The 2,690-nt window shown below is 64.1% G+C and carries 4 protein-coding genes; 1 reads left to right on the plus strand and 3 read right to left on the minus strand.

What is annotated here, in order from left to right:
- The coding region (locus EOA28_RS31815) for a LysR family transcriptional regulator (RefSeq protein WP_148670986.1) at positions 1-529 on the minus strand (529 nt) is incomplete at its 3' end.
- Positions 530-625: 96 nt separating this feature from the next.
- Between EOA28_RS31815 and EOA28_RS31820 the strand changes: the two genes are divergently transcribed.
- Positions 626-1,582 (plus strand): SDR family oxidoreductase, encoded by a 957-nt coding sequence (locus EOA28_RS31820; protein ID WP_128315658.1) that lies wholly within the window; start codon positions 626-628, stop codon positions 1,580-1,582.
- 63 nt (positions 1,583-1,645) lie between these two features.
- Here the strand turns inward: EOA28_RS31820 and EOA28_RS31825 are convergent, their stop codons facing one another.
- Positions 1,646-1,804 (minus strand): DUF3309 family protein, encoded by a 159-nt coding sequence (locus tag EOA28_RS31825; protein ID WP_127252773.1) that lies wholly within the window; start codon positions 1,802-1,804, stop codon positions 1,646-1,648.
- Between the two features lie 96 nt (positions 1,805-1,900).
- Positions 1,901-2,690, minus strand: a 790-nt coding sequence (locus EOA28_RS31830) for an efflux RND transporter permease subunit (RefSeq protein ID WP_148670987.1), incomplete at its 5' end; no start/stop codon positions are given.

Genomic DNA, 2,690 nt, shown 5'->3' on the forward strand with positions numbered 1-2,690 from the left:
ACCGGTCGAGATAAACGCTCGCCGCGCATAGGCAGAGCGGAATGTCGGTGACCTTGCGCGCCACCAGCTCGTTCTGCGCCGGCCGCACCATGCGGATGGCGATGTCGGCATCGCGACGCAAGAGATTCTCGACCTGGTTGGAGGCGACGATCTCGACCTCGATGCCGGGCTCCTCTTCGCCGAGGCGCGCCATCATGTCCGGCAGAACGAAGGCGGCGACCACTTCCGAAGCGGCGATGCGCACCGTGCCCTCGATCGCCTCGACAGAGCCCAGCGCCAGCAGCGAGAACGCATTGGCCTCAGCGCTGACCACCCGTCCGCGCTCGTAGAGCGTGCTGCCCGCCTCGGTCAGCTCGTAGCCGCGACGCCCACGCCGGAACAGCGTGACGCCGAGCGCGGCCTCCAGCTCGGCGATGTGGCGGCCGAGCGTCGGCTGGCTGGCCGCGAGCCGGCGCGCGGCGCCCGACAGACTGCCGGTCTCGGCGACTGCGACCAAACTCTTGATCAGGTTCCAGTCGAATTCCTTCATTCATTTTTGAATAACAGAACGCCGACTTCAGTCAATTTCAATTCGTCGATGAAGGCATCAGATTGCAGGGACAAACGCAAACCACGGAGAGAACAGATGACCAAGATCGCAATCCTCGGCGCCAACGGCCGGCTCGGCCGCGTGGTCGGCAAGGCCTTCATCGACGCCGGCTTCGACGTCCGCGCCGTCACCCGTACCGGCAAGGTTCCGGCCGAACTCAAGGACGCCACCGCGGTTGCCGGCGACGCACTGGATCGCCAGTCCCTGATCCGCGCCACCCAAGGCGTCGACATCATCTTCAACGGCCTGAACCCGATCTACACCGATTGGGGCAAGTGCATGCCGATGGCCGAGAACGTCATGACCGCCTGCCGTGAAAACGGCGCCCTGCATCTCTTCCCGGGCACCGTCTACAATTACGGCTCGCCGATGCCGCAGGTGATCACCGAAGCGACGCCGTTCCATCCGACCACCGAGAAGGGCCGTATCCGCTGCGCCATGGAAGACCTGTTTCGCGGCGAGGCCGAAGCCGGCCGGGTCCGCACCATCGTCCTCAGAGCCGGCGACTTCTTCGGCGGCACCGGCAGCGGCTCCTGGTTCGACCTTGTCGTCGCCGCCAAGATGGAGAAGGGCGTCTACACCGCGCCCGGCCCGGCCGACCTGACCCATGAATGGGCCTACCTGCCGGACTTCGCCGTCGCCTTCGTCGGCCTGGCGAAGAACCTCGACAAAACGGGCTTCTTCGAAGCCATCAACTTCCCCGGCCACGCCATCACCGACCTCGACATGAAAGCGGCAGCCGAGAAGGCGCTGAACCGCAAGCTGAAGCTCTCCTTCATGCCCTGGTGGGTGCTGCGCGCCGGCAGCCCGTTCGTCGCCATGTGGCGCGAGATCGTCTCAATGTCCTATCTGCGCTACGAGCCGCACCGGCTGGTTTCGACGCGGCTGGAAGAGATCATCGGCGAAATCCCGCATACCCCGCTCGATGAGGCGGTGAAGGAGGCCTTGCAGGATATCGGCATCGCCGTGCAGCCCTCGCGCCTGGCCGCTTGATCAAAAGCTCCAACGAAAGATGAAACGGCCGGGTTTCAAAGCCCGGCCGCAATTCATTGAAGATCAGAGTCTGCCCATCAGCAGCAGGATGAGCAGCACGACCAAAATGACGCCGACGATGCCAGAAGGGCCGTAGCCCCAGGAGCGCGAATGCGGCCATGCCGGCACGGCGCCGATCAGGATCAGGATCAGGATTATTACGAGAATTGTGCCGATCGTCATGAAAAATCCTCGCCGTCTGGTTGAACTTCGAGGGAACAATGCAAATAGCCGCCCGGTTGTTCCGGGCGGCTTCTCGTCTTGGCGTTGCGAACCGCTCTATTCCGCCGCTTTCGGAAAGGCAACCGCCGGCTCTGTGCCAGTTTCTCCAGCGGGCGCGCCCGTCGTGACCTCGCCCTTGCCACTGCGGAACAGGCGTCCGAACCAGCCGCGTCGCTGGCCGGGCTTCACCTTGGCGCGAGTGAACACCATCAGCATAGACGGCGTCACCACCAGCGTCAGCAGCGTGGCGAAGGACAGGCCGAAGACGATCGCCGAGGACAGCGATATCCACCATTGCGTCGACGGCGCGTTGATCGTCGTCTCGTGATGGAAGATTTCGAGACCGAGACCGAAGGCGATCGGCAGCACGCCGAGGATGGCCGACACCGCCGTCAGCACCACCGGGCGGGCGCGCTCGCGGCAGGTCTGCAGCACCGCGTCCATCTTGTCCCAGCCTTCCTCGCGCAGCCGGTCATAGGTGTCGATCAAAACGATGTTGTTGTTCACCACCACGCCGGCCAGCGCGATGACGCCGATGCCCGACATGACGATGCCGAAGGCCTCGCCTGTCAGAAGCAAGCCTAAGAACACGCCGATCGTCGCCATGACCACGCAGGACAAGACAAGCCACACGCTGGTGAACTTGTTGAACTGCGCCAAGAGCACCAGGAAGATCAGGAAGATCGCAGCGCCAAAAGCCTTGCCGAGGAAGGCGCTGGCTTCGGCGCTGTCCTCGTTGGAGCCGGCGAGCTTCCAGCGGATGCCGCTGCCGAGATCCATGTCGGTGACGGCCTTGGTGACCTGCTCTTGCACGGCGGCGACCTGCGCGCCGGCGCTGACATTGGCC

Source organism: Mesorhizobium sp. M2A.F.Ca.ET.067.02.1.1 (assembly GCF_004023285.1).
Lineage (GTDB): Bacteria > Pseudomonadota > Alphaproteobacteria > Rhizobiales > Rhizobiaceae > Mesorhizobium.